30 protein-coding genes are annotated in these 23262 nt (G+C 70.5%); 9 read left to right on the top strand and 21 right to left on the bottom strand.

The genetic code is table 11. The annotated features are described in order from the left end of the window. Nucleotides 1-83 precede the first annotated feature (83 nt). A complete protein-coding gene (idi, locus tag A4X17_RS18560) occupies nt 84-629 on the top strand; it encodes an isopentenyl-diphosphate Delta-isomerase (protein WP_064297132.1) in 546 nt (181 codons plus the stop codon). A 50-nt stretch (nt 630-679) separates the two neighbouring features. On the opposite strand, the gene A4X17_RS18555 is transcribed toward idi, so the two are convergent. Continuing rightward, nucleotides 680-1117 carry a YdeI/OmpD-associated family protein gene (locus tag A4X17_RS18555; RefSeq protein ID WP_064297131.1) on the bottom strand — a complete coding sequence of 146 codons (438 nt, stop codon included), beginning with the start codon at nt 1115-1117 and terminating at the stop codon, nt 680-682. Further along, nucleotides 1114-2058 carry an EamA family transporter gene (locus A4X17_RS18550; RefSeq protein ID WP_064297130.1) on the bottom strand — a complete coding sequence of 315 codons (945 nt, stop codon included), beginning with the start codon at nt 2056-2058 and terminating at the stop codon, nt 1114-1116. Before A4X17_RS18550 ends, A4X17_RS18555 begins: the two co-directional genes overlap by 4 nt. A gap of 45 nt (nt 2059-2103) precedes the next feature. Between A4X17_RS18550 and A4X17_RS18545 the strand changes: the two genes are divergently transcribed. Continuing rightward, complete coding sequence (locus A4X17_RS18545) at nt 2104-2589, top strand: MarR family winged helix-turn-helix transcriptional regulator (protein ID WP_064297129.1); 486 nt, start codon at nt 2104-2106, stop codon at nt 2587-2589. Between the two features lie 24 nt (nt 2590-2613). On the opposite strand, the gene A4X17_RS18540 is transcribed toward A4X17_RS18545, so the two are convergent. Together A4X17_RS18540 and dcd are read right to left on the bottom strand one after the other, a co-directional pair. After that, nucleotides 2614-3141, bottom strand: coding sequence for a hypothetical protein (locus A4X17_RS18540; protein ID WP_064297128.1), 528 nt, complete (start codon nt 3139-3141; stop codon nt 2614-2616). A 63-nt stretch (nt 3142-3204) separates the two neighbouring features. Continuing rightward, nucleotides 3205-3795, bottom strand: a complete 591-nt coding sequence (gene dcd, locus A4X17_RS18535) for a dCTP deaminase (RefSeq protein WP_056009122.1) — start codon at nt 3793-3795, stop codon at nt 3205-3207. Between the two features lie 137 nt (nt 3796-3932). Between dcd and A4X17_RS18530 the strand changes: the two genes are divergently transcribed. Further along, nucleotides 3933-4682 carry a type 1 glutamine amidotransferase gene (locus tag A4X17_RS18530; protein WP_064297127.1) on the top strand — a complete coding sequence of 250 codons (750 nt, stop codon included), beginning with the start codon at nt 3933-3935 and terminating at the stop codon, nt 4680-4682. An 89-nt stretch (nt 4683-4771) separates the two neighbouring features. Here the strand turns inward: A4X17_RS18530 and A4X17_RS19575 are convergent, their stop codons facing one another. From A4X17_RS19575 to hxlB, 5 genes are all read right to left on the bottom strand, one after another. Next, nucleotides 4772-4936, bottom strand: a complete 165-nt coding sequence (locus A4X17_RS19575; RefSeq protein ID WP_162852292.1) for a hypothetical protein — start codon at nt 4934-4936, stop codon at nt 4772-4774. A 352-nt stretch (nt 4937-5288) separates the two neighbouring features. Beyond that, nucleotides 5289-5465 (bottom strand): hypothetical protein, encoded by a 177-nt coding sequence (locus A4X17_RS19370; RefSeq protein WP_157583609.1) that lies wholly within the window; start codon nt 5463-5465, stop codon nt 5289-5291. Between the two features lie 104 nt (nt 5466-5569). After that, on the bottom strand, nt 5570-7093 hold the full coding sequence (locus A4X17_RS18525) for a carboxylesterase/lipase family protein (protein ID WP_064297126.1): 1524 nt from the start codon (nt 7091-7093) through the stop codon (nt 5570-5572). Nucleotides 7094-7363: 270 nt separating this feature from the next. Further along, nucleotides 7364-7990 (bottom strand): 3-hexulose-6-phosphate synthase, encoded by a 627-nt coding sequence (gene hxlA, locus A4X17_RS18520; RefSeq protein ID WP_064297125.1) that lies wholly within the window; start codon nt 7988-7990, stop codon nt 7364-7366. 69 nt (nt 7991-8059) lie between these two features. Next, nucleotides 8060-8671 (bottom strand): 6-phospho-3-hexuloisomerase, encoded by a 612-nt coding sequence (hxlB, locus tag A4X17_RS18515; RefSeq protein WP_064297124.1) that lies wholly within the window; start codon nt 8669-8671, stop codon nt 8060-8062. Between the two features lie 101 nt (nt 8672-8772). On the opposite strand from hxlB, the gene A4X17_RS18510 reads away from it, so the two are divergent. Further along, nucleotides 8773-10065 carry a LuxR C-terminal-related transcriptional regulator gene (locus tag A4X17_RS18510; protein WP_064297123.1) on the top strand — a complete coding sequence of 431 codons (1293 nt, stop codon included), beginning with the start codon at nt 8773-8775 and terminating at the stop codon, nt 10063-10065. A gap of 23 nt (nt 10066-10088) precedes the next feature. On the opposite strand, the gene A4X17_RS18505 is transcribed toward A4X17_RS18510, so the two are convergent. The 8 genes from A4X17_RS18505 to A4X17_RS18470 all read right to left on the bottom strand — a co-directional run bounded on the left by A4X17_RS18505 (nt 10089) and on the right by A4X17_RS18470 (nt 15446). Continuing rightward, nucleotides 10089-10502, bottom strand: coding sequence for a phage holin family protein (locus A4X17_RS18505; protein WP_064297122.1), 414 nt, complete (start codon nt 10500-10502; stop codon nt 10089-10091). A 117-nt stretch (nt 10503-10619) separates the two neighbouring features. Further along, nucleotides 10620-11213 carry a short chain dehydrogenase gene (locus tag A4X17_RS18500; RefSeq protein ID WP_064297121.1) on the bottom strand — a complete coding sequence of 198 codons (594 nt, stop codon included), beginning with the start codon at nt 11211-11213 and terminating at the stop codon, nt 10620-10622. Nucleotides 11214-11264: 51 nt separating this feature from the next. Further along, entirely contained in the window at nt 11265-11918 is a 654-nt protein-coding gene (locus tag A4X17_RS18495) for a hypothetical protein (protein WP_157583607.1), read from the bottom strand. Continuing rightward, complete coding sequence (locus A4X17_RS18490; RefSeq protein ID WP_064297119.1) at nt 11915-12676, bottom strand: hypothetical protein; 762 nt, start codon at nt 12674-12676, stop codon at nt 11915-11917. The genes A4X17_RS18495 and A4X17_RS18490 overlap by 4 nt, the downstream gene beginning before the upstream one ends. Continuing rightward, the gene (locus tag A4X17_RS18485) at nt 12673-13050 is read right to left on the bottom strand and encodes a PadR family transcriptional regulator (RefSeq protein WP_064297118.1); all 378 of its coding nucleotides are present in this window, start codon (nt 13048-13050) and stop codon (nt 12673-12675) included. The genes A4X17_RS18490 and A4X17_RS18485 overlap by 4 nt, the downstream gene beginning before the upstream one ends. Nucleotides 13051-13163: 113 nt before the next feature. Continuing rightward, on the bottom strand, nt 13164-13775 hold the full coding sequence (locus A4X17_RS18480; protein WP_064297117.1) for a DUF1349 domain-containing protein: 612 nt from the start codon (nt 13773-13775) through the stop codon (nt 13164-13166). Nucleotides 13776-13860: 85 nt separating this feature from the next. Further along, nucleotides 13861-14526: a YigZ family protein gene (locus tag A4X17_RS18475; protein ID WP_064297116.1), complete on the bottom strand. Its 666-nt coding sequence runs from the start codon at nt 14524-14526 to the stop codon at nt 13861-13863. 41 nt (nt 14527-14567) lie between these two features. After that, nucleotides 14568-15446 (bottom strand): CPBP family intramembrane glutamic endopeptidase, encoded by an 879-nt coding sequence (locus tag A4X17_RS18470; RefSeq protein WP_064297115.1) that lies wholly within the window; start codon nt 15444-15446, stop codon nt 14568-14570. Between the two features lie 140 nt (nt 15447-15586). On the opposite strand from A4X17_RS18470, the gene A4X17_RS18465 reads away from it, so the two are divergent. After that, entirely contained in the window at nt 15587-16462 is an 876-nt protein-coding gene (locus A4X17_RS18465; protein ID WP_064297114.1) for an endonuclease domain-containing protein, read from the top strand. A gap of 59 nt (nt 16463-16521) precedes the next feature. On the opposite strand, the gene A4X17_RS18460 is transcribed toward A4X17_RS18465, so the two are convergent. After that, nucleotides 16522-17016 carry an FBP domain-containing protein gene (locus tag A4X17_RS18460; RefSeq protein ID WP_064297113.1) on the bottom strand — a complete coding sequence of 165 codons (495 nt, stop codon included), beginning with the start codon at nt 17014-17016 and terminating at the stop codon, nt 16522-16524. Between the two features lie 326 nt (nt 17017-17342). Here A4X17_RS18460 and A4X17_RS18455 point away from each other — a divergent pair, with 326 nt between their 5' ends. After that, nucleotides 17343-18551, top strand: a complete 1209-nt coding sequence (locus A4X17_RS18455; protein WP_064297112.1) for a cysteine desulfurase-like protein — start codon at nt 17343-17345, stop codon at nt 18549-18551. A 64-nt stretch (nt 18552-18615) separates the two neighbouring features. Here the strand turns inward: A4X17_RS18455 and A4X17_RS18450 are convergent, their stop codons facing one another. Further along, a complete protein-coding gene (locus A4X17_RS18450; protein WP_157583605.1) occupies nt 18616-18897 on the bottom strand; it encodes a hypothetical protein in 282 nt (93 codons plus the stop codon). 97 nt (nt 18898-18994) lie between these two features. Then, on the bottom strand, nt 18995-19477 hold the full coding sequence (locus A4X17_RS18445; RefSeq protein WP_064297110.1) for a MarR family winged helix-turn-helix transcriptional regulator: 483 nt from the start codon (nt 19475-19477) through the stop codon (nt 18995-18997). 105 nt (nt 19478-19582) lie between these two features. On the opposite strand from A4X17_RS18445, the gene A4X17_RS18440 reads away from it, so the two are divergent. The 3 genes from A4X17_RS18440 to A4X17_RS18430 all read left to right on the top strand — a co-directional run bounded on the left by A4X17_RS18440 (nt 19583) and on the right by A4X17_RS18430 (nt 21853). Next, nucleotides 19583-20155: an NADPH-dependent F420 reductase gene (locus tag A4X17_RS18440; RefSeq protein ID WP_064297109.1), complete on the top strand. Its 573-nt coding sequence runs from the start codon at nt 19583-19585 to the stop codon at nt 20153-20155. A gap of 66 nt (nt 20156-20221) precedes the next feature. Beyond that, nucleotides 20222-21106 (top strand): PD40 domain-containing protein, encoded by an 885-nt coding sequence (locus A4X17_RS18435; RefSeq protein WP_064297108.1) that lies wholly within the window; start codon nt 20222-20224, stop codon nt 21104-21106. A gap of 48 nt (nt 21107-21154) precedes the next feature. Next, nucleotides 21155-21853, top strand: coding sequence for an IclR family transcriptional regulator (locus tag A4X17_RS18430; RefSeq protein WP_064297107.1), 699 nt, complete (start codon nt 21155-21157; stop codon nt 21851-21853). 6 nt (nt 21854-21859) lie between these two features. Here A4X17_RS18430 and A4X17_RS18425 read toward each other — a convergent pair whose 3' ends face one another. Continuing rightward, nucleotides 21860-23233: an MFS transporter gene (locus A4X17_RS18425; protein WP_064297106.1), complete on the bottom strand. Its 1374-nt coding sequence runs from the start codon at nt 23231-23233 to the stop codon at nt 21860-21862. Nucleotides 23234-23262 lie beyond the last annotated feature (29 nt).

Below are 23262 nucleotides of genomic sequence, written 5' to 3'. Positions count from 1 at the left end.
CACGAGGCTACTTCACGGAGCGGTGAGATTAGTACGCTAGCTGTCCATTCGCGTTCGCCCCGATCGTCGGGGAGAATGGACGCATGTCGGTACCCGAAGAACTCGTCGTCCTGCTCGCCGAGGACGGCACCCGCATCGGCACCACGCCGAAGGCGACCGTCCACACGCTGGAGACGCCACTCCACCTCGCGTTCTCCTGCCACGTCATCGGGCCCGACGGACGCATCCTCGTGACCCGGCGCGCGCTCTCGAAGCTCACGTGGCCGGGCGTCTGGACGAACTCGTTCTGCGGACACCCCGGCCCGGACGAGGACAGCGTGGACGCCGTGCTGCGTCGGGCGAGTGCCGAACTGGGCCTGCCGATCTCCGCGCCGGAACTGGTGCTGCCCGACTTCCGGTATCGCGCCGTCGACGCCTCGGGCGTGGTCGAGTACGAGATCTGCCCGGTCTACGTCGCCTACACGGACGCGACGCCCGAGCCGAACCCCGACGAGGTCGTGGAGTGGGCCTGGGCCGAGCCCGAATCGCTCTTGGCGTCCGTCGAGCAGGCACCCTTCGCGTTCAGCCCGTGGCTGACGCTCCAGCTGCCGCTCGTCGTGCCGCTGCTCGCGGAGTCCACGGCCCGCTGAGCCGCACGGATCGCCCCGGTTTTCGAGCAGATTCAGGCGACTGAGCGAGGTCAGGCGCCGCGGAGTGCGTCGACGGCCGCGGCGATCCGCTTGTCTCGCGTCGCATCCGTCTTCGCCAGCGCGACCGGCTCGGCCAGCGCGCGCTGACGGCTGAACGACAGGGCTCCGTAGGCGGCGAGCGCCTGCTCGTCTCCCGCGAGCGCCGTCTCGAGCTCGGGCGGCAACGAGAACACGCGCGGTGCCTCGTCGAGCTCGAGGTCCACCTCGACCTCGTCCCCTCCCGCGACCCCGGCGGCGGCGCGGTTGGCGGCGCTCAGCGCGATTAGGTACCGGCCGCCCATCGGCGTGATGGTGCTGCGGTAGGTGGTCGCACCGACGGTGACGACGACGGGCACGCGCTTGCCACGATCCAGGCCCTCGACGACGGCGTCGGGGACGAGGATGCCGGTGTTGTTGCCCTGGAGTTCGATGACGGTGCGAAATCTCATGCGCTCAGTATGGCCCGGGGCCGCCTCGCGGTGAAGACCAGGACGAGAGAGCCGGCGACGACCCCGATTCCGAGCACTTGTCCGAGGCTCAGTGCCTCGCCGAGGACCACGAGGCCTGCCAGCACGGCGACGACGGGACTCAGGAGGCCGAGGAACGACACGGACCCGACGGGCAGCGCTGCGATGCCACGGAACCACAGGGTGTAGGCGAGGGCTGCGCCCACGAGGGAGAGGTAGGCGTACCCGCCGATCGCAGCTGCGTCCGGGGCGGCCGATGGGAGCCCCTCGACGATGAGCAGCACCGGCACGAGCACGATGCCGCCGGCGACGAGCTGCCAGGCGGTCGATGCGAGGCCGGAGACCGGTGCGCCGCTGACCTCGGACGGGTCCGGGTCCGCGCATCGGCGCGTGCCGATCCGGCGGCCGACCTCGGGTCTCCCCCACCGCTTGCTCAGCACCGATCCGAGCGACATCGACGCAGCACCGGCGAGTGCGGCGACGACGCCGATCACATCGAGACGAGCGTCGGCCTGCAGTACGATCAGCGCGACGCCGGCCACTCCGGCGAATCCCGCGACGACCCGGCGCACGGTCAACGCCTCCCCCACCAGCAGGCTCGCGAGCACGGCGACGAGCACGGGCCCGATCGCCCCCATGGTCGCGGCGACCCCACCGGGCAGCCGGTAGGCGGCGAGGAAGAGGAACGCGAAGAAGGCGCCGATGTTGAGCGTGCCGAGCACGAGCGATCGCCACCACCAGCCACCTACCGGGAGGGTTCGTGTGATCGCGAGGAGCAGGAGTCCGGCGGGCAACGCCCGGAGCACGGCTGCCAGCAGCGGTCGTCCGGGCGGGAGCAGTTCGCTCGTGACCAGGTAGGTCGTCCCCCAGCTGATCGGGGCGATGGCGGTGACGGCGGCGATGCGGAGTTGATTGCTAAGCACTGAGAAATAATAGCTCAGCGCTAAGCAAATTGCTATGCTGGCCGGATGAGCACGCGCGTCGACGACATCCTGGGCCAGTGGCGGACCGAGCGACCCGATCTCGACGTCTCGCCCATGGCCGTCATCGGACGCCTGTCACGGGCCGCGACGGCGGTGGACGCACGGCTGTCCACGACCTTCGCCGAGCACGGGCTCGACAGCGCGTCGTTCGACGTGCTCGCGACCCTCCTCCGCTCGGGCTCACCGCACGAACTCGCGCCGAAGGACCTCGCCCACTGGTCGATGGTGACGTCGAGTGCGATCGCCCAGCGCGTGAACAAGCTCGTCGAGCGCGGTCTCGTGACGCGCCGTCCGAGCGAGCAGGACGGGCGCGGCACGGTCGTCGCCCTCACCCCGGCCGGCAAGCGCCTCGTCGAAGCGGCCCTGCCCGATCACCTCGCCGCCGAGGAGCGCATCCTCGACGGCTTCTCCACGGCCGAGCGCGAGCAGCTGGCGTCGTTCCTGGAGCGCCTGGCGCGCACCGACACCTGAGTGTCGCGGTGGAGACGGAGCCACTCAGGCGATGCGGCGACCCTCGTTGTGCTCCTGCAGCCACCAGGTCGCGCCCTCGTCGTCGGACACCCAGCTCTCCCAGGTGTACGAGTCCTCGGTGATGCCGCTGAAGTTCCACCGGATGAGCTTGTCGTCGTTCCGCGTGCCGTCCTGGCGGATGCCGTCGGAGCGGTGCGGCGTCGCGACGAGCTGGCAGAACTCGCCGCGCCGTGGCTCGACGTAGTTCACGCGCCAGGCGCCCATCAACCGGTCGTACACGCGGAGAGCCGTGCTGACGGTCTCCCAGCCCGACGGTTCGGCGTCGTTCGCGACGAGCTGGACGTCCTGCACGGCACGCCCCTCGAGGATGTACGACACGATCCAACGGAAGTCGGACTCGACCCACTCGCCGCTCTCGTCGTCGAGGCGCTTCGAGTGGACGTCCCAGGACCCGACGAACTGGCCGAACCGGACCATGCGGCGCGGGTAGAGCGGCGTCGGCCCGTCGGCGGTGATCGCGCGGGCGAAGTCGGGTCGCTCTGACGTGCTCATGGCGGGGCCTTTCTGCTGGTCCACCTGCTCGCCCGTCGTCGGGACGCCCGCCTCAATCCTGCGTCAGCGTTGCGTCTCGCCGACGTCGGTCCGGTGGAAGTTCTGGAAGGAACGGGAGGCGGTGGGTCCGCGCTGTCCCTGATACCTGGAACTGTACTCGCTCGACCCGTACGGGCGCTCGGCAGGTGACGTGAGCCGGAAGAAGCACATCTGACCGATCTTCATCCCCGGCCAGAGCTTGATCGGCAGCGTCGCGACGTTGCTGAGCTCGAGGGTGACGTGGCCCGTGAAGCCCGGGTCGATGAAGCCGGCGGTGGAGTGCGTGAGGAGACCGAGACGACCGAGCGAGCTCTTGCCCTCGAGGCGTGCGGCGACGTCGTCCGGGAGGGACACCCGCTCGTACGTGGACCCCAGGACGAACTCGCCGGGGTGCAGGATGAACGGCTCGTTCGGCAGCGTCTCGATGAGGCGCGTCAGCTCGGGCTGATCCTCCGCGGGATCGATGAAGGGGTACTTGTGGTTGTCGAAGAGGCGGAAGAAGCGATCGAGGCGCACGTCGATGGACGACGGTTGGATCATCTCCGGCGAGTAAGGGTCGAGCGCGATGCGGGAGGCGTCGAGTTCGGCTTTGATGTCACGGTCCGAGAGCAGCACGGTGACAGTGTATCGGCCGGGAGCCTGAAGCCTCGGGCCGGTGGCGGCGCCCGGATTCGCTACGATGCTCCCACGGTGACGACCTCCGCGACCCGGCGGAGACCGGTCGCGCCGCCCCAGCGACCTGGAGGCCTCCGATGACCAGACCGCACGTCCTCATCCTGCAGCACGTCCCCTGGGAGCGACCGGCGGTGCTCGGCGAGGTGCTGACGGCATCGGGGATCGATTGGACGCTGGACACGGTCGTCGAGCGCCGTGAGCTGCCGCCGGCGCGCGAGATCACCGGGTTCGACGGGCTCGTCCTCCTCGGTGGCCCGATGGGCGCGCTCGACGTGGAGGAGCACCCGGGTCTCGGGCTCGAAGCGCAGCTCGTGCGCGATGCGGCGGTACTCGGCATCCCGGTGTTCGGGATCTGCCTCGGGCACCAGCTCATCGCGACGGCCCTCGGCGCCACCCTCCACTCGGCGGCGGCGCATGAGGTGGGTGTCGGCGACGTCGAACTCCTGACCGAGAGCGAACTCGGTATGCGCGGAGAGCGGCTACCGGTGCTGCACTGGCATGGCGACGTCGTCGAGGCTCCGCATGGGGCGACGGTCCTCGCGTCGTCGCCGTCGACGCCGAACCAGGCGTTCCGGATCGAGGACCGGGTCTTCGCGACGCAGTTCCACCTCGAGGTCGACCCGCCGATGCTCGACCGATGGCTCGCGGAACCGCTCATGCTCCGCGACCTGCCGTTCATCGCCGGGACCGCGGAGGAGGCGGCCGACCGGCTGCGGTCCGAGGTCGACGCCGTGGCGGGGCCGATGCGCGAAGCCGGCGAGCGGTTGTTCGGGGCCTTCGCCGATGCGGTGCTCCGACGGACGAGCGTCGATCCGTCATTGCGGTAGGGCTCGGATCCCGCCCGGACGCACCACCCCGGACACAGCGAAGCGGCCGGCCCCGGAGGGACCGACCGCTTCGTGGACTCGAATTCGAGTTAGAGCGCCTTGCGACCCGTGATCGTCCTGATCAGGAACGCGATGATCGCGATCGCGAGCAGCACGAGGCCGACCCACAGCAGGAAGTTGAGGGACTGGACGAACCCACCGGTGATGGCGAGAACGATGGCAACGACGATGACGATGATGAGCAGGATGTTCATGGTGAAGCTCCTTTCGCAGAACTCCGTCCACCGTATGGGGGCCCGACCATTCCGTCGCGGGGGTTGACATCGTCCGAAGTCGTTCCGCTACGCGCGCGGAGCGCCCCCGCGTTGCACACCTCCGCCCTCCACCGTGTCGGTGTGCGCCAGCGCGGTGCGCTGACGCGAGCGCGGGCCATACGCGTGAGCGCGGGTCTCCGGAGGGTCGCGCTCACGCGTATGGGCCGCGCTCAGGCCTGATCCCGCGTGTTCGGGCCAGCGCACCGCGCTGGCACCGAATCACCACAGCTCGGTCGACAGCACCGCGCTGACCAGGGATTCCCGAGCCGAAGACCGTCCCGGGCGAGCCGCGCTAGAGGAGGCCCGGCTGGTCGGCGGGGTCACCGTCACCGGGCTCGGAGCCCGGCTCGTCGACCGTCGGCGCCGCCATCGGATCGTCGCTCTCGGGAGCGTTGTCGGGCAGCGATCGGGAGATCGCCTCCTGCGCGTCGCCGATCGGGTCGTCCATCTCGTCTCGTGGGTCGCTCATGCTGATTCCTTTCCTCGTGTCCCGACGGTAACGCGGGACGCCTCACAGCCACACCCCCTGGCAGAACGGTCCGATTCGTCCTACGAGCCGGGTGCCCGGGTCCGTCAGGACGGTGTCGATGCCGCTTCCCCGAGTCGCTTCGCCGCTGCGAGGACGCGCGCACTCTCGAACGGTTCGACCGTCGGTCCCCCGGCCGCGTCGAACACCTCGATCTCGGAGGCGTCGCGGTCGGACCTCGACCAGCCCGGTGACCCGTCTCGGACGAACGCCACGACGGCACCGTGGACCCGATCAGCCAGCTCCTGCGGCGCGTGCGGGCCCGCCACCCGGGTGACGTCCGGGTCGTCGAGCACGTCGAAGATGAACGGGACGTCGAGGCAGTGCTCCGCGATCCCGCTCACCGTCGAGCGCCACACGAAGTCGGAGACCCAGGTCTCGGCGTCGTCCCGCAGCGCCAGCCAGCGGATGACGCGCTCCCGGAACATGACGTCGCTCACGAAGCGACCCGCGACGAGTCCCGTGCGTTCGCCGGGCTGGGTCGCGACGTACGCCTCGGCGAGCGGCTCCGGCACACCCATGAGCTCGAGGGCACGCGTCGGCGCCACGGCGTCGAACTCGTCGAGCCGACCGGTGAAGAACCCGGCGAACTCCTCTCGGGTCGCGCTGACGAGCAACGGCTTGTCCGCACCTCGTCCCGCGATCATGCCCGCTTCGACGGTGTCGACGACCAGCTCGCCGTCGACCACGGGCCCGAGACCGAGGCGGCCGTTCATCGTCGTCATCCCTCGGAGCACGGACTCCGGATCGGTCGCCCCACCGGGGACGACCTCGAAGCCCTGAGCCTCGATCAGCGTCGCCTCCGAGACGCTCGCGAAACCGGCCAGGGTTGCGGGCACCCCGAGGTGCTCGGCGAGTCGCGCGGTCAGGGCCTGCGCCTCGACGAGCGGGACGTCGCCGGGCACTCCGGACACCGAGATCGCCCGCTCGAACAGGTGCCTGGCCGACGGGACCGTGAGCAGGGTCATGACGGACCCGCCGCCGGCGGACTGGCCGGCGATCGTGACCCGCTGCGGGTCACCACCGAACGCCGCGATGTTGTCGTGCACCCACTCGAGCGCGAGGATCCAGTCGAGCACGCCGCGGTTGGCAGGGGCGTCGGGCAGCCAGCCGAAGCCGTCGAAGCCGAGGCGGTAGGACACCGAGACCGTGACGACGCCGTCGCGGTTGAAGGCCCGGCCGTCGTACCAGGGGCTCGCGGGCGACCCGGCGATGAAGCCGCCGCCGTGGATCCACACGAGGACGGGCAGGCCGGCGCCCTCGTCGGTCGGAGTCGGGTCGGGTGTGAAGACGTTGACGTTGAGCGTCGAGTCGCCGGGGATCGACGGTTCCGGGATCGTCGTGATCTCGGCCATGGCCTTCCGCTGCGGTGTCGCACCGTAGGCGGTCGCGTCGAGGACACCGTCCCAGGGCGCCCTGGGCTCGGGGGCCTGGAACCGTCTCGCTCCGATCGGCGGCTCGGCGAACGGGATGCCGAGGAAGGCGACCGACCCGTCGGCGCGGCGCGTGCCGCGAACCGCTCCCGAGGACGTCTGTGCGATGGGTTGCTCTGGGCTGGAATCGGTCGTCATCGGCGGATCCTTCGGGTACTCGGCTGCGCGCTCATCCGACGAGCGTCGCGTGGTGATCCGCCCAGTATGCCGCGTCGCAGCCGAATCCCGTCCGATGTTCGGACTTCACCCAGCCGACCCACCCGAGACGCCAGCGCGGTGCGCTGACCCGAGCGCGCCCCGGAGCCGTGAGCGCGGGTCTCTGGAGACCCGCGCTCACGTCCGATGCACCGCGCTCACGTCAGCGCACCGCGCTGGCCAACCCGACGGGTGCGGGGTTGGCGGAGGGGGTTAGGCGACGATTGCCGCGCGCAGTGCTGCTGCGGAGGCCGCCGGGTCGTCGGCCGAGTAGATCGCCCCACCGGCGACCGCGACCTGCGCGCCCGCCTGCTGCACCGACGCGATCGTCGACACGTTCACGCCACCGGCGACCGAGAACGGCACGGCGGCCGCTTCACCGTCGGACAGGAGCGTCTGGAAGGTGAAGCCCTCCTCGGCCTGCTCGTCGAGACCGGCGTGCATCTCGACGAATGCGGCGCCGAGAGCAGTGACCTCCTTGGCGCGCTGCACCTTGTCGGCGACCCCGATGAGGTCGACGACGACGGACTTGCCGTGCGCCTTCGCGGCCTTCACGGCGCCGACGATCGTGCTGTCACCGGCGGTTCCGAGGACGGTGACGATGTCCGCACCGGCGGAGAAAGCGATGTCGGCTTCGAGCTCACCGGCGTCCATGGTCTTGAGGTCGGCGAACACGATCTTGTCGGGGTGGGCGTCCTTGACCGCGGTGACGGCACGCAGGCCCTCGCTCTTGATGAGGGGCGTGCCGAGCTCGAGGATGTCGACGTAGGGCGCGACCTTCCCGGCGAGTTCGAGGGCTGCCTCGGTGGTGAGGACGTCCATGGCTACCTGGAGCTTCATGTGGTGCTGCTTTCTGTCGTGATGGGAGGCGTCCGACGTCTGCCGGGCGCGTTGAAAGGGATCGGGTGACTACTCGAGATTCGCGTGGCGCGGCCACAGCTGCTCAGCACTGACGCCCGCTGACTGCCAGAGCGCATGGAAGAACGCGTCGCCGAGCAGCATGACCGCCTGCTCGAAGAGGCTGCCCGAGTACTGCACGGAACGCGTGCCGCCGTGGTCGGTCTTCTGCGCGGCGGGGACGACGATCGTCTCGGCGGCCAGCTCGGCAAGCGGGGATGCGGGGTCGGTCGTGATGGCGATCACCTGGGCCCCGACGGAGACGGCCGTTTCCGCGGCGCGGACCACACCCGTCGTCGTGCCGGAGCCGCTGGCGACGAGGATGACGTCACCCGCGACGATGGCGGGGGTCGTCGTCTCGCCGACGACGTGGACGGTGAGCCCGAGGTGCATGAGCCGCATCGCGGTCATGCGGAGCGCGAGACCAGAACGACCGGCACCGGACACGAACACGCGGTCCGCCGTTCGCAGGCGCTCGAGTGCTCCGGCGAACGGGACCGGATCGGCCTCGAGCAGGCTCGACACGGTCCGATGCAGCTCGGCGTCGATCGCGGCGAGCGCCCCCTGGACCGTCGAGGTCGCAGGCGTCACCGACGTGGATGGAGGGACGGTGGGGTTCGACATCCCTCCATCCTGGGCGTGATCGAGTAGGTGCACCGCTGCTCGGCCGAACGGTTTCACCTACCCGAACGGGTGGGAGGAGGCGGATGGGATAGGGTGCGGACATGATCGAACGCCCTGTCACCTACCCGGTCGAGCTGCTCGACGGCCTGGCCTCCGTCGCATCCAGCTCGCTGCTCCGCATCGCCGGTGCGTTCCGGGAGGTCCTCGAGCCGGTCGTCGCCCATTCCGCGCTCGTGATCTTCACCGAGGACTGCACCGGCCGCCCCCGGAAGAAGGCCGGCGACCCCGCGATCGTCGAGGGCGTCACGATCGCCGAGCTCGACGCCGTTCGACAGCGCACCCCGCGCGGCCCGGTCACCACAGCGACCGCTGACACCGGACCACACGCCGACCGGCCGACATCGGCGGTGATCGCAGGCGCGGAACGTCCGATCGCCGCGTGGCTGGCCGACACCGGCGCCCTCCTCGTCCTGACCGACCCACAGGGGTCGATCGACGACCGGCTCATCGGCGCCCTGTGGGGGGTCGTCGCGGCCGGTATCCGGCAGCAGGTCGCGACGGCGGCCCCCGACTACCTCCGTGACTCGCGGGCGGCGTCGAGCGAGCGCGCCGGCGCCATCGCGGAACTCACCGACGCCCATGCGACGACACTGGAGTCGATCCTCGCCGTCACCCGGTCACGGCAGACGTCGGCGGAGGACGCCCGAACGGCGGTGACCGAGATCGCCTCGGCCGCGATGGTCGAGCTGCGGGCGGTGTCCGACCGCGACCGCCAACTGGCCGAGGAACCGGTCGCGCGCGCCTTCGCCAGGCTCCGCGAGGATCTCCGTCCGCTGGCCCGCTTCGGCGGTCCCGAGGTCCAGTTCATCGAGCCGCCCGTCGACGGTCGGGCCCTCCCCGGTGAAGTGGCGCACGCCGGCCGGGCGATCGTCCGCGGCACGGTCCTCGCGCTCGTCGAGCAGTCCTCGGTCGGGCGGGTCCGGGTGCAGTGGGACTGCGACGGCAGCAACCTGCTCATCGGCATCCGCGACGACGGCCCCGGCGAGTTGACCGTCGACACCCCGAGTGTGCAGCAGCTCGGCGCTCGCGTCGCCGCACTCCGCGGCAGTCTCGATGTCCAGGCGACGCCCGGGTGGGGTTCGGAACTGCACGTGACGCTTCCGCTCGACCCACCGCCCGCAGCCCAGACACGTTCCGACTCGGCGGCCGCCGCGTTGACCGAGCGCGAATGGCGCGTCGCCGAGCTGGCCGCCGGCGGAGCACGGAACCGGGCGATCGCCGAGACCCTCACCATCAGCGAGAACACCGTGAAGTTCCACATCGCGAACGTCCTGCGGAAGCTCGGCGTTGCGAGCCGCGTCGAGCTGGCAGCCGCCTTGGCCGCCGGCCGCTGATTCCGTCCGGGCTTCGTCGCCGCCTACCGCTTCGTGCGCTTGCCGCCTCGATCGCGATCCCGGTCGCCGAACCGGCGCGTGATGAGCGCCCAGCCGAGGATCCAGCTTCCGAGCGCCGTGACCAGCCACACCACCAGCGGGGCGAGCACCCAGGCGAGGACACCGCGGATGTGGAGGCCGCCGGGGAGGATCGACGCGACGAACAACGACACGAGCGTCGTCACGAGTCCGATGCCGCCGAGGATCGCTGAGGCGTAGCGCCGTGCGAGGCGCAGGATGAAGGGCCCGAGGACGCCCTGCGCGATCGTGAAGACGACGACGGCGATGACGAAGCCGCCGAGCGACAAGCGGACGCCGGGTACGACCCAGTCCGCGACGAGCAGCCCGATCGCCGAGGACAGCAGACTGACGGCGATGCTCAGCAGGAAGCGGGTCATGTGCCGACCCTAGCGCTGGGTGTCGGCCGCGTCGAGAGCGCGACTGAGGGGAGGCGGATCGTCGCCTGACGGACGGCCGGACGACGACATGCCTCCCCTCGGGAGTGCCGGGACGGCTCAGTCCAGCGCGAGCACCCGACCGGTGCCGACACCCTCGATGGCGCGCACGAAGGCGAGGCCGACCACGTCGGAGGCGACGGGCGGGAAGCCCGGGAACGCGTCGTGGTACCCGGTTGCCTCGGCGAGCACCGTGGGGCTGACGGCGTTGATGCGGATGCCGCGCGGGAGTTCCGGGGCGACACCGATCACGAAGGACTCGACCGCCCCATTGGCCATCGAGGCCGCCGCACCGGTCGCGATCGGCTCGCGGGCGAGGATGCCCGTCGTGAGCGTGAAGGAGCCGCCGTCGCGGACGAACGGCGTCCCGATCCGCACGACGTCGAGCTGGCTGAGCACCTTGCCGAGGAAGGCCGCGCGGTAGTCGTCGCGCGTCAGCTCCCCCACAGGCTTGAACGGGACCGAGCCGACGGCGACGATCACCGCGTCGACCTCGCCCACCTCGGCGAACAGCGCCTCGATCGACGCCTCGTCGGTGGTGTCGACGGCAGGCGCCGTCGAGCGGGACACCGCGATCACCTCGTGACGTTCCGCAAGGGCGTCCTGCGCCGCTCGTCCGACATGTCCACTGGCTCCGATCAACAGGATTCTCATGCGGGCGACGCTAGCACCGGCGTCGGACGCCGGCGCTGCCGATCAACGGCGTCAGTGGGCGTCGTCCATCCCGGTGACGTGGACGGCGTAGCCGTGGCAGCCGGAGAGCTTCCAGTCGTACGGTTGATCGTCGGGGTTCGTCCCCCACCGGGCCAGGAACGCCGCATCGGACGACTCCGACATGACCATGCCGAAGAGTGGATCGAGGATCTTGGAGCGGTCGTTCGTCCACGCGTACCAGAACCCCTGATCAGCCATGCACTTCGCGATGATCTGCTGCTGCGCCTCCCAGATCCCGGTATTCGTCTCGCCCCACTCGTTGGTCGGCGGGATCACGATGTCCGCCGGATCGGTGGTCGCGTCGAACCAGCCCTCCGGCGTCTGCGAGTAGTCGACTCCGGACGCCGGCGAGACGGGTTCGCCAGCGTCCGGCGTGGCAGCGGGATCCGCGGGCACCACGGGTTCGACGGGCGGGAGGTCGTCGAGCGACGCGGCGGCCTCGGCGACCGCTTCGAGGGATCGGGCGTCGTCAGCGGCCGCCTGGGCGTTCGACACCCCGATGAACACCCCGCCTGCCGCCACCGCGAGCACCCCGCTCATCGCGATGCCGAGCCCGATCCGTCGTCGGAGCATTCCAGGACTCCGGCGGACGGGTGCCGCCTCCTGCGCCGCGTCCGGCCCGTCGTGGCTCTCGCTGCCGCTCATACCGTCTCCCCCTGCATCGACGCCACTGCGTCCCGTTCCGTCGTTCGGCGACCCCCCGGCCACCACCACACCGCGGCTCCGATGAACCCGAGCGCCGCCCCGACCCCGATCGCCACGCTCATCACCCACCACGGTTCGAATCCGGCGCCTTGCGAGCTCAGGCGGGACACGATGAGCACGCCGGTCGCGCTGACGCGGTACATGATGTCGCCCGCGAGCACGCCGATGAGGACCGCTGCGGGCGCCAGGAGCCCCGCGCCGAGCCATCGACTGCGTCGCCGCAGCGACAGCGCGAGCCCCACGATGCCCAGGACTGCGGCGATCGCCACACCGAGCGCGCCCGTCGGCACCTCGACGACGTCGCCGATGACGAGAGCACGCAGGATTCGGACGAGGAGGAACAGCGCTGCTCCGGTGACCAGGACGCCGCCGGTCACCACGAGGGCTGCGAGGACGTCACCGGCCCGCCGCATGCCGAGCGGCATCGGATCGACGCCGTGGCCCGCGCGCAACTGCCCGGAGCGCCACGAGAGGTCGTGCGGGATCCCGCGGATGGCCCGCAGCATGATGTCGCGCCGGAGCCGCTGTGGCGTGACGCCCGTCTCGTGGGCCCAGACGGCGTGCTCGTACAGGTCGGAGGCGATCTCGTCGCGGCGCTCCCCGGCGACGTCGGGCGAGAGGTCTCGGGTGTACCACCCGCACCAGTTCAGGACGCGGTGGGCGGCCGTGCGGTATTCAGGCGTCCGGATGGCGGTCATGCGATCGCCCCATGCGTCCACGCCGCACCCGCCGGCCTCGCCGCGGAGGCCTGCTCACCGGCGATCCTCGCGTGCTCACGATCCCGGGCCGTCGCGCCTTCGCCCGTGATCCGATACAGCCGTCGACGGGGGCGGCCCTCCGCCTCGGCGACCTCCGGAGCCTCCCACGTCGCCTCGATCAGGCCGGCGTCCGCCATCCGCGACAGGGCCTTGTAGAGCGTGCCGTGCGCGGTGAGGGCGGCATCCCCGGCTTCGGCGAGCTGCTTGGCGAGGGCGAACCCGTAGAAGCTCCCATCGGTCGCCTGCAACACGGTGCCGACGTCGAGGATGTCGAGCTCGAGCGGGAAGAGCGTGCCGGGTCGTCTGCGTGCCATGGAGCCACTATAGGAAGATAGGTTCCGATCCGTCAAGCCGCCCTTGCATTGAGTCGCCCGGAACTGCGCACGCATCGCCGGTTTCCGTGCGTTTCCGGGCGACTCAGCGGCGGTCAGCTCCCGTCGCGGAGGTCCGTCGGGGGTGCTGCTCCGAAGGCGATCTCGTCGAACCGCGCCTCGCAGGGTGGACCGAGCGGCGCCTGCGAGAGGAAGCCGACGCGCACCGGGGCGTCGCTGTGCAGACGGAAGACCCGGACGAAGTCCCACGTGACGCCGTCGGTCGAGCTGTGGAACGCCCACGCCTCACCGAGACGACTGACGCGCATCCACACGTGGTCGGCCGCGACGTGCGTCGAGTTCACGTCGTCCGACCAGGTGTTCGTCACGACGCTCACCACCATCGCCTGCCCCTGCGGCGACTGCTCGAAGCAGAGCTTGGCCCAGTGCTCGTCGTCGATCCAGAGTGCGAGGGCGCCGGCGTCGAAGGTGCTGCGCTCGCTCACGACCGCGATCCGCGCCGAGAGCGTGAAGTGTTCGGGTGCGTCGAAGGCGAGCGCCGTGGCACGCAACTCACGCGGCCCACCGAGCGAGCTGTTGCTCCAGTCGACGCCGGCGGCGGAGGTGAGGGTGAGCGCTCCGGCATCGGCGTCGAACGCGGCGATTCCGCGGGTCGAGGTCCAGGCGAGGTCGGGAAGCCCGTCGATGCGGGTCACGTCGGTGTGCATGGTCCGACCCTATCGGGATCGCCCGTCCCCGTGAGTCGCCCGGATCTGTTCAGAATCCGGCGGATTTCGCGCAGATCCGGGCGACTCAGCGAGGTCTGCCGGCGGGGACGTCGACGACGCGCTCCTCCCCGACGGCCACGACGAGCGAACCGTTGGAGGCCGAAGCGACGTCCGCTTGGAGCCGCTCGAGCTCCGCCGGCGGCACCCACAGTTCCAGCTCAGCCTGCGCCCCGTAGACCGGCTCACCGAGCGTCGCACCGTGGGTTGCGGCCCAATCGCGCAGCAGGTTGTCGTACCGCCCGGCGTCGGCGTGGGGGACGACGAGGGTCGCACGGGTCAGGGTCTCACGGCGCACGAGCGAGGCGAGGTCGAGCGTCTCGGAGGCCGCCGAGGAGTACGCGCGGACGAGCCCACCGGCCCCGAGTTTGACGCCGCCGAAGTACCGCGTGACGACGACCACCACGTCGGTCAGCTCGCGCCGCCGGATGACCTCGAGGATCGGCATCCCCGCCGTGCCGGACGGTTCACCGTCGTCGGACGAGCGGGCCTGGTCGCCGAGCAGCCCGGTGACCATCGCGACGCAGTGGTGTCGCGCATCCCACGCCTGCTTCTTCACCCGCGCGATCACCGCTTCCGCGTCCTCCGGCGACGCGACCGGGTGGGCGAGGCCGAGGAAGCGCGACTTCTTGATCACGAGTTCTTGCTCGACCGGCGCGGCGATCGTCGCCGGGGACTGCCGCGCGGTGGTCATCCGTCCGAGCGTACTCGGCCGGTCGACGAGACCCGTTCGGCCTACGGCCGCAGCACGTCGTCGGCCGGGTGCGCCTGCACGTGCCCACGGACGAAGATCAAGCCGATCACGGCCACGAGCATGATGAGCAGGTTGGCCGGACCGGCGATCGCCAGGAACACGCTCTGACCGGCGGCCGCTCCCGCGTGGTCGATCCCACCGGTCGAGAGGAAGAGCGTCGGGTCGTAGAGTCCGTGGATCAGGATCGGCCAGATGAGGTTGCCGGTCACCCGGAGCGTCAGGTACATGCACACGCCGAATCCTAAGGTGTAGACGACGGTCACGAGCACGGTCACGACCGGCTGGCCCGACAGGAGGTTGGAGGCGTGCAGCAGCGCGAAGACCAGCGAGGAGATCACCATCACGATCCACTCCGAACTCCCGGCGTCGCGCAGCATCTTCACGACCAGTCCGCGGGTCAGGATCTCCTCGGCGAACCCGATGAACACGCCGGACAGCATCGCGACCACGACCACAGAACCCTCGTAGCTCCCGTAGTCGATGCCGAGCAACCGCAGGACGACCGCGGCGAGGATCACGATCGGAGCGGCCCACATCCACCAGCGTCCGCGGATCGGCTGCTTCGCGAACAGCTCCCGGAACCAGCCGACCGAGAGCACGAACCCGGCCAGGATGAGGGAACCGACGATGAGCGGCAGCATGAGCCCGAAGAACACGCTCTGCGGGGTCGCGAAGAGGTCCTCGCCGATCTGCGAGCCGAAGAGCTGCCCGACGACCCAGCCCGCACCGAGGTACAGGGCGAGGTAGCCGATGGCCAACAGGAACGCCCGGCCGATCCCGCCCTTCGCCCAGAAGTCGTGCCATCCGCTGGTGGTGAGTGTCCGCTGACGTCGGTGCTCGTGACCCCTGTGCTCGCCCATGCATCGATCCAACCACGGAGCACCCGCCTGAGTCGCCCGAATCTGCGCGGAGCCGGCCGGAATTCGTGCAGATCCGGGCGACTCAGTGGGGCTGTGGAGAACGTGGGCAGAGAACCGGTCCGCGCAGGCACAGTGAGGGGATGTCACCTGACCTTCCGGACGGACCGTTCCTCGTCGGCGACGCGCTCCGCCGCGGGATGACACCGGGCGAACTCCGCAGTCGTCGGCTCGAGAAGCCGGGTCACGGGATCCGGTCCGCCCGTCCGGTGGAGACGGTCGAGGATCGCTGCCGCGCATTCCTCCACCGCCTGTCCGACCAGGTCTTCGTCTGCGGTCCGACCGCCGCGCTCCTGCTCGGCCTGCCGCTTCCGTACCGCCTCTCCACCCCCGAACGCCTCGACCTCGCCGTGGCCGCGCCGGCCCGCGCTCCGCACACCGCCGGGATCGCCGGTCGGTCGATCACGATCGATCCTCAGGACGACGTGATCGTCCGCGGCGACATCCGACTGACGAGTCCGGTTCGAACCTGGCTCGACCTTGCCGCGACGCTCCCGCTCGCCGATCTCGTCGCAGCGGGCGACCACCTGCTTCGGACTCGAACCGCAGGCCTGGACGAGTTGGAGGAGACAGCAGCCCACTATCCGGGTCGGCGCGGCCGTCGCGCGATCGCCACCGCACTCCCCCTCCTCGATCACCGCGCGGAATCGCCGCCCGAGTCCATCGTCCGCGTCGCGCTGGCGCGCGGCGCCGTCACCGGGTTCGAGCCGAATCAGGGGATCCGGGCGGCGAACGGCTCGTTCCTCGCGCGCGCCGACCTCTGCCACCGGGCAGCGCGGGTCGTCATCGAGTACCAGGGCGACTACCACCGGGTCGAGGTCGACCGGTGGCGCAAGGACCGCGCTCGCTCGAACCGCCTGCGGGCCGCGGGTTGGACGGTCATCGAGCTGACGGCCGACGATCTCCGTGACCTCCGCACCGTCGTCGCCTCGGTGCGCGCCGCCCTCACCGGCCATTGAGTCGCCCGAATCTGCACGAGAATCACTGGATCTTGTGCAGATCCGGGCGACTCAGTGGGTCAGCCGACGCCGTTCAGGACCGAGGAGGCGAAGGAGACGGCACGGACGCCGAGCGTCGCGATGCGCTCCTGGCGGGCCGCCTCGGCGTCGAAACCGACGTAGGCGAGCGGCGGCAGCTTCCGAACGTTGGCCGAGCACTGGAAGTCGGCGCAGACCAGCGTGCCGACGGTGTCACCGTTCTTGCCGGCCTGCCCGGCCCGCTTCGCGCTGTAGAACACGACGTCGTTGCTGAGCGTGATGTCCTGGCACCACGCGCACTGCGGCCGGGTGCGGGGTGTCGCGTCAGCCTGTCGGAGGAGGATGCCGACGGGTTCGCCGTCGACGATCGTGACCACGTACGCGCGTCGCGGCAGCTTCTTGTCGCGCCACCCGAGGAAGTCACGCACCTCGAAGTCGATCGCGTCGAGGTCGACGGGAAGGCTCACGTCACTGACCTCCTTGCGCGATGCGTTGACGAAGGAGGCACGGATCTGGGATTCGTTCAGGGGGATCATGGGTTCACCGGTTTCGGCTGGGCCGTCGGGGAGACGGCGGGAAGCCCTCCGCGCGTCGATGCGCTGCGGCGGGTACGTCAGGGTGCGCGGCCCCGTCGTCGTCGCTCGGACGAGCGCGATTGACGAAGCCGACGTCCTCACCGGGTGGGCGAGGTGGTCGACCGGATGGACCGCTCTCTCGGGCCGGCGTTGCGGACGCCGACGACCTCCAGACGCCCGACACGGGGCGGAGCGATGAGCATGGACACACCGGCACTGTATCAAGCGATGGCGCACTCGCTCCCCCGATCCGCACGTTCTGGCTCCCGGCGCGGCAGGATGGACGTATGACCCTCGACGTCGCCCTCCTCCGCACCGCGTTCCCGTCCCTCGCCTCGGGCATCGCCCACTTCGACGGCCCCGGCGGCACCCAGACGCCGCTCGCCGTCGGCCAGGCCATCCTCGACACCCTCACCGGGCCACTGTCCAACCGGGGTTCGTCGGTCGCGTCCGAGCGCCGGGCGGACGACGCCGTGACCGCTTTCCGCGCCGCGTGCGCCGACCTGCTCGCCGCAGAGGAGCGGGGCATCGTCTACGGTCGCAGCGCGACCCAGCTCACGTACGACTTCTCCAGGCATCTGTCGCGCGGCTGGATCGCCGGCGACGAGATCGTCCTGTCCCGACTCGACCACGACGCGAACGTGCGCCCGTGGGTGCAGGCGGCGGACCGCACGGGCGCGACCGTGCGCTGGATCGACCTGGACCCGGCGACGGGCGAGCTCGACCTCGCCGACCTCGACGACCTCGTCACCGAGCGGACGAGGCTCGTCGCCGTGACCGCTGCGTCGAACCTCCTCGGCACCATCCCGCCGGTGCGGACGATCGCCGACCGGGCGCACGCGGTCGGCGCGCTCGTCTGGGTCGACGGCGTCCACTACACGGCGCACCACGTCGTCGACGTCGAGGCCCTCGGCGCCGACTTCTTCGTCTGCTCGCCGTACAAGTTCTTCGGGCCGCACTGCGGTGTCCTCGCCGCGTCGCCTGCGCTGCTCGAGTCGATCCACCCCGACAAGCTGCTGCCGTCGACGAACGTGGTGCCCGAGCGCTTCGAGTTCGGCACGCTGCCCTACGAGCTCATGGCCGGCGTGACGGCGGCCATCGGCGTGCTCGCGTCGATCGACCCCGGTGACGCCACGACGAGGCGCGACCGTCTCGTGGCCTCCGCCGCAGCCGTCCACGAACGGGAACTCGCGCTGCGCACTCGCATCGAGGAGGCCCTCGCGGAGCTCGGACCGCTCGTCGAGCTGCACTCGCGGGCCGCCGAGCGCACGGCGACCTTGTTCATGACGTTCCCGGGCAGGCGTGCAGCCGACGCGGCCGCGTTCCTCGCCGCTCGCGACGTCCTCGCACCGGCTGGCTCGTTCTACGCGGTCGAGCCGTTCGCGGCACTGGGCCTCGACGACGTCGGCGGCCTCCGCGTCGGCGTCGCCCCGTACACCTCGGACGAGGACGTCGACCGCCTGCTCGACGGCATCAGGGCCTTCCTCGCCGGCTGACCGGCTCGCGGGCTGACCGGCTCGCGGGCTGACCGGCTCGCGGGCTGCCCCGGCGACAGCGCCCTCAGGACCGCTTGCCGCTCTCCCGTCGCAGGACGACGAACCCGGCGACCATGACGACCGCCCCGAGGACGAGGGTGATGATCCGGAAGAACCCGAAGTCGTCGACACCGAAGATCAGGGGTCCGGCGAAGAGGAACGTGGCGCCGACGAAGTACCAGACGGAGGTCGTCCCACCGGTGAGCGACGTGGGCGGCGGCGTCGACTCGGGCTCCGCCGAGGCGGGACCGTCCTGGGGCACCTCGTCCCCGTGTGGTGCAGGTTCGGGCTGCGTCGATCCGGTCATCATTCGCTCCGATCCGCGTCGCGCTCGGTGGTGTCCACGACGTCGAGCCCCACGCTACGCAGCCCTCGAGCGCCGCAAATCCCCCAGGTGACGGAGATCAGGCCTCGCTGGCGAACATCCGTCCGTCTGGGTCGAGCTTCGTCAGGAGGGCGGCGGAGATCTCGCCGAGCTGCTCGATCTGCGCCGGCGTCAGCGCGTCGAGGACCAGGGATCGCACGTGCTCGACGTGGCCCGGCGCGGCCTGGACGACCTTGCCCCAGCCCGCATCGGTGAGCGTCACGTTCGTCGCCCGTCGATCCTCCGGGCACGGTGTGCGCGCCACGAAGCCGGCCTCCTCCAAGCGAGTCAGCACCCGCGACAAGCGGGGCAGCGTCGCATTCGTCCGGGCCGCGAGCGCCGAGGTGCGCAGCGTGCGGCCCGGCGTCTCGGACAGCATCGCGAGCGTGAAGTAGTCGAAGTGGGTCAGGTGCTCGTCCCGCGTGAGCTGGAGGTCGAGCGCGGCCGGCAGGAGTTCGAGCACCGCGGCGAAGCGCACCCAGGAGCGTTGCTCGTCGTCGCTCAGCCATCGCGTGTCGGTCATGTCTCCAGCGTAGCAATAGTTGCGCCTACAACTAACTAGTGTTACGTTAGTTGTATAAACAACCAATTGACCCGTGACCAGGCGGCCACGAGAAGGAGCATCGTCATGACGAACGTCACCATCTTCGGAACCGGCAACATGGGCAGCGCCATCGCCGGCGTCCTCGCAGCAGGCGGCGCCTCCGTCGACCACCTCGGGTCGGCCGAGACCGGCACGATCACCGGCGACGTCGTCGTCCTCGCGGTCCCCTACCCGGCCCTCGCGACGATCGTCGAGCAGTACGCCGACCAGCTCGCGGGCAAGATCGTCGTCGACATCACCAACCCCCTCGACTTCTCGACCTTCGACGCCCTCGCCGTCCCCGCGGGCAGCTCGGCTGCAGCGGAACTGCAGGCGAAGCTCCCGAGCTCCCACGTCCTCAAGGCCTTCAACACGAACTTCGCCGCGACCCTCGCCGCGAAGCAGGTCGGCGACGTGGCCACCACGGTCCTCATCGCCGGGGACGACGCCGACGCCAAGGCCACACTCCAGCAGCTCGTGACCGCCGGTGGCCTCGAGGCCGTCGACGCCGGGTCGCTGAAGCGCGCGCACGAACTCGAGGCGATCGGCTTCCTGCAGCTCACGCTGGCGGCGTCGGAGAAGATCTCCTGGACCGCCGGGTTCGCACTCGTCAAGTAGTCGTCGGATCGTGATCCGGGAGGAACGATCCTCCCGGATCACGACGGACTGGAGGACGATGGGCGCATGACCTTCCGCGCCCTCGCCCCCGGCCAGCGTTCCAGCGTCCTGCTCGGCGGGCCGCACGATGACGCGCCCGTCCTCCTCTTCGAGACCGACGAGCTCCTCGTCGAAGCACCGAACTGGTCCCTCGACGGCCGGACGCTGCTCCTCAACGGCAACGGGCGGCTCTGGGCACTCCCGGTCGACGACCCGACCGCGGGGCTCACGCCGATCGACTTCCACGGCCTCCCGGAGCTCAACAACGACCACGTCCTCGACCCCGACGGCGAGCACATCCTCCTCTCGGCGATGGACGGTCACATCTACCGCGGCGCGCTCTCCGGCGGGCCGGTCACGAAGCTCACCGCCGACGACGACCGGTGGCACTTCCTCCACGGCGTCTCCCCGGACGGCACGCGGATCGCGTACGTCGAGCTCGAAGGCTTCGAGCACCCCGGTCGACTCGCGATCGCTCCGGCGGTCGAGGGCGGCGGCCCCGTCACCGTCCTCGACACGGGCGACGGCCACCTCGACGGCCCGGAGTGGTCGCCCGACGGCCGGTGGCTGCTCTGCAACACGGAACACTTCGGCACCGGCCCCGGCCATGCGCAACTCGCACGGATCCCCGACGCCGGCGGCGAGCTCGAGCAGCTCGTCGTGAGCGACACCGTCGACTGGTTCCCGCACCTCTCCCCCGACTCCCGACTGGCCTCGTACATCGCCTTCCCCGCCGGCACGATCGGGCACCCGGCCGACCTCGACGTCGAGGTCCGGCTCGTTTCGACCGACGACTGGGCGACCCCGCTCCGTCGCTACCCGCTGTTCGGCGGGCAGGGCACCCTCAACGTGAACAGCTGGTCCCCCGACAGCTCACGGTTCGCCTTCGTCGCCTACCCGATCGACGACTGAGGCACCGGAACTCCGGGCGCGCGGGCCGTCAGTCGGTACTGTCGGAGCGTGACCGATGCCAGCAGCGCCCACTCCCAGACGCTCTCGCGCGGCATCCGGATCCTCGAGGTCCTGGCCGACGCGCGCACCCCGCTCACGATCGACACCCTGAGCGCGACGCTCGGCCTGCACCGGAGCGTCACCTACCGGCTCCTGCGGACGCTCGAAGACCACCGCCTGGTCGTCCGCGACGGTACGGGACGGATCGCACTCGGATCGCGCCTGGCAGCCCTCGCCGCCGGTGTCTCCCACGATCTGCAGGCCGCCGCCCTGCCCGAGCTGACGGCCATCGCGAACGAGCTCGGCATGACCTGCTTCCTCACCGTGCTGGACGGCGACGAGATCGTCACCCTCGTCAGCGTCGAGCCACGGCACACGATGGGGTCGATCGCGCAGCGACCCGGCACCCGGCACCCGGTCGGTGTCGGCGCGCCCGGCAAGGCGATCGCGTCCCGCCTCTCCGAGGCGCAGTGGCCGGACACCCTCGACGACGACCACCGCGGCGAGCTGGCAGCGGTCCGCGAACACGGCTGGGCGTCGAGCCACGACGAGGTCATCACCGGTCTCCGCGCCGTCGCGGTTCCACTCGCTGTGCACGGCTCGCCGGCAGGCGCCCTCGCGGTCGTCTACGTCTCCAGCAGCCGCCCCGAAGCCGACATCGCGGCCCGCCTCATCGAGGGGGCCGCGACCATCGCGTCGTCGGTCTGACCGCGCCTACCTCCGCGCGCCGTAGACCTGACCACGGCTTTGTTCGCCCTCAGCTTCGCCACCGAGCGGGATGCCCGTGCGGTCACGAAGGAGGAGGGTCGCCGCGAAGGCGATCACGATCATGCCGGCGATGTAGAACGCGACACTCGTCGCCGAGCCGGTGACCTGCACCAACCAGGTCGCGATCGTCGGAGCGAATGCGCCGCCGAGGATGGCGCCGATCGCGTAGGTGACCGAGACGCCCGTGTACCGGATCGACGCGGGGAACAGCTCGGCGAAGTACGCCGCCTGCGGCCCGTAGGTGAAGCCGTTGCCGATCGTGAACAGCGCGAGCCCGAGGAACAACAGCCATGGGTCACCGGTGTTCACGAGCGGGAAGAGCACGAAGACGGTTGCCAGGAACGCGACCCAGCCGATGATGTAGGTGTTGCGTCGGCCGATCCGGTCGGAGAGCGAACCCGCGAACCACGTGACGATCAGCCAGACGATGGCCGACCCGGTGACCGCGAGCAGCACCGGTGTCCGCTCCATGCCCACCAGGCCGCCGTCGGCGAGCGGCGTCGTCGCGTAGTTCTGGATGTAGCCGCCCGTGGTCATGTAGCCGGCGGCGTTGTTGCCGGCGAAGGTGAGCGCCGCGAGCAGCACGAGCAGCCAGTGGTGCCGGAAGAGCTCGACGATCGGGACCCGGCGACGTTCCTTGTTGCGGGCGAGGGCGACGAAGACGGGGCTCTCGTCGACCTTCCGGCGCACGACGTAGCCGACGATGATCAGGACGAAGCTCAGCAGGAACGGGATCCGCCAGCCCCACTCGAGGAACGCCGCGCCGGGCGAGATCACGCCCGTCATGAGGGCGAGCATGCCGGAGGCGAGGAGGAGTCCGATCGGGACGCCGATCTGCGGGAACGCCCCGAACCGGCCGCGGCGGCCGGAGGGCGCGTGCTCGACAGCCATGAGGACGGCGCCGCCCCACTCGCCGCCGGTCGACAGCCCCTGCAGGATGCGGAGGAACACGAGCAGGGCGGGGGCGATGATCCCGATCTGGTCGTACGTCGGCAGCAGACCGATGAGCGTCGTGGCGGCGCCCATGAGGAAGAGCGTGATGACGAGCATCTTCTTCCGGCCGATGCGATCGCCGAAGTGTCCGGCGACGAACGCGCCGAGCGGCCGGAACAGGAAGCTCACACCGACGGTCGCGAACGACAGCAACAGCGCGGCCTGCGGTCCTGCCGGTTGGAAGAAGAGCTGCGAGAAGACGAGTCCGGCGGCGCTCGCGTAGAGGAAGAAGTCGTACCACTCGACCGTGGTGCCGATGACGGTGGCGAAGGCCACGCGCCGGAGTTCCGCGGGCGTCGTCGCTCGCGCCAGAGATGCGGTTGTCATTGTCTCGAGACCCCTTTGTCCGTCGCGGC

Origin of the sequence: Plantibacter sp. H53, assembly GCF_001650455.1 — a bacterium.
Lineage (GTDB): Bacteria > Actinomycetota > Actinomycetes > Actinomycetales > Microbacteriaceae > Plantibacter > Plantibacter flavus_A.
The sequence above is the reverse complement of the archived record's forward strand: the minus strand, read 5'-3'. Positions and strand labels throughout refer to the sequence as shown.